Origin of the sequence: Pseudolactococcus chungangensis CAU 28 = DSM 22330 (assembly GCF_002441885.1) — a bacterium.
Taxonomy (GTDB): domain Bacteria; phylum Bacillota; class Bacilli; order Lactobacillales; family Streptococcaceae; genus Pseudolactococcus; species Pseudolactococcus chungangensis.
This window is the reverse complement of record NZ_JXJT01000055.1, coordinates 1-1,676: the sequence shown is the minus strand read 5'-3', so window position 1 is coordinate 1,676 and position 1,676 is coordinate 1. Positions and strand designations below refer to the sequence as shown.

The 1,676-nt window shown below is 31.6% G+C and carries 3 protein-coding genes; all 3 read right to left on the bottom strand.

Features of this window, described 5'->3' with window-relative positions; all coding sequences use genetic code 11:
• Window positions 1-180 precede the first annotated feature (180 nt).
• Window positions 181-753, bottom strand: a complete 573-nt coding sequence (locus tag RR45_RS10805) for a GNAT family N-acetyltransferase (protein ID WP_031366614.1) — start codon at window positions 751-753, stop codon at window positions 181-183.
• Complete coding sequence (locus RR45_RS11315; protein WP_167362561.1) at window positions 743-913, bottom strand: hypothetical protein; 171 nt, start codon at window positions 911-913, stop codon at window positions 743-745. The genes RR45_RS10805 and RR45_RS11315 overlap by 11 nt, the downstream gene beginning before the upstream one ends.
• A 545-nt stretch (window positions 914-1,458) precedes the next feature.
• Window positions 1,459-1,676: LysM peptidoglycan-binding domain-containing protein (locus RR45_RS10800; RefSeq protein ID WP_143465093.1), on the bottom strand; the 218-nt coding region annotated here is incomplete at its 5' end.

Here is a 1,676-nt window from a genome sequence, read left to right as displayed (position 1 = left end):
AAGGCGGTAGACGGATTATACATCCTTATATAATAAGCACTTTGAGCTATTATGACCTAATTTAGACCTAAATTTTAAATATTAAAGATTCGGCGCTTTACCCATTTTAACATTTTCCAAAGCCTTTTTATACTTTATTTTTTTGCAAACAAAAAACCTTGCGGACGGTTGTCTACAAGGTTATTTGTTTGCAGTATCGCTAATTAAAAACGGATTTACATACACTTTTAAAAAATCGATATCTCGTAAACTTTCAATATTGTAATACATCTTAGAGCCATTAACTCTACCTGGATAGTATTCTCTAACTTCCGAAAATCCGAGTTTCTCATAAAATTCAACTGATTCTTCTAGTGAATGTAGCTGAATAGCCTCTATGTGCACTAACACTTCAATTGTTTTTGCCATTCTTATCACCGCAACAACTAACTGAGAACCATAACCTTTATTGAAATCACTATTGTTGATTCCAAGTAAATTTATGTTTAGCACAGGAACGGACTTAGCGCTATATTCTCCACTTGCTTGTATCATCGATGAATTCTCAAGAGAGTACGAAACAAAACCTAGGACTACACCTTTTTTATTAACTAATAGAATAGCTCTATTTTTAGATTTATTCTCTTCTAAATCATTTATTTCACTTCTTATCTCGTCGTTTATTTCCTTAACTCCGCAGTCAAAATTTAACAATGCGTTGTTAGTATCACCAATCCACGAATGGTAATCGATCAGTACTAAATCATCTTCCATGCGTGAATAAGTTCTCCTTCACGCCTCTGTTAACAGCTTTGCTTAGCCTATTTAATACGTCTTGAGATGGTTTTTCTGTATTTTTTAAAATAGATAAAATTCGTTGCTTATCTCTTTCGTCAGTAAAGTGAATATTAGTATCTTTTGTCAATACAGCCATGTCAAACCTCCATTTTTTTAAAACAAACTATGTCTTTTCTATATATAAATTATATGACAAATCAATAATTTATACAAAGTAGTTGTTTTATTTTTCGTTGTACTTATCTATTCTACCAGTTTTTATCAAAAAATGTGTACTTTTCACAACGTTTTTCGTTATTTTTGATATATTTTTGTACTTTTTTACGCTTTTTTGTACTTTTTGGGGCATAATTACTCTTTTTATTACTTGATATCATAATGCAAAAACTCCCCACAATCAGCCGATTATGAGGAGTTTTAATTTTAATTCGATTTTCTTGGTAACCACAATACAATTAGAAATATAATTGAAAGTGTATTGATTATCCATTCCTGTTCAGAAAATAAAAAGGCTGCAGTAAATATGGATAGGAGCAATAAAGTTAAAACTATTTTATAAATTATTGATTTTCTTCGAGGCTTTTTTTCTACCATTACTATCCCCCCCCTGTGGAATCCTTAAAATCATAATACAAAAAAAGCCTTGTAAATGCAATATCTACAAGACTTTTTTCTATATATTCAAAATTTCAATACTTGGCCAGTATAAATAAAATCAGGATTACAAATCCCATTAGCTGACACCAGTCGCTCAACTGTCGTTCCAAATTGGGCTGCAATACCACTCAACGTGTCACCATATTCTACAACACAATAGCCTGATGTGGCTACTGGTTGCCCGCCTACAACGTTTAAAGATTGTCCTTGGTAAATAATATCAGGATTGCTTAAAGCGTTAA

What these genes read in the sequence shown, in the direction of transcription:
- RR45_RS11315 (WP_167362561.1), bottom strand. Translation starts at nt 913, where the DNA reads ATGGCTGTATTGACAAAAGATACTAATATTCACTTTACTGACGAAAGA.
- RR45_RS10805 (WP_031366614.1), bottom strand. Translation starts at nt 753, where the DNA reads ATGGAAGATGATTTAGTACTGATCGATTACCATTCGTGGATTGGTGAT.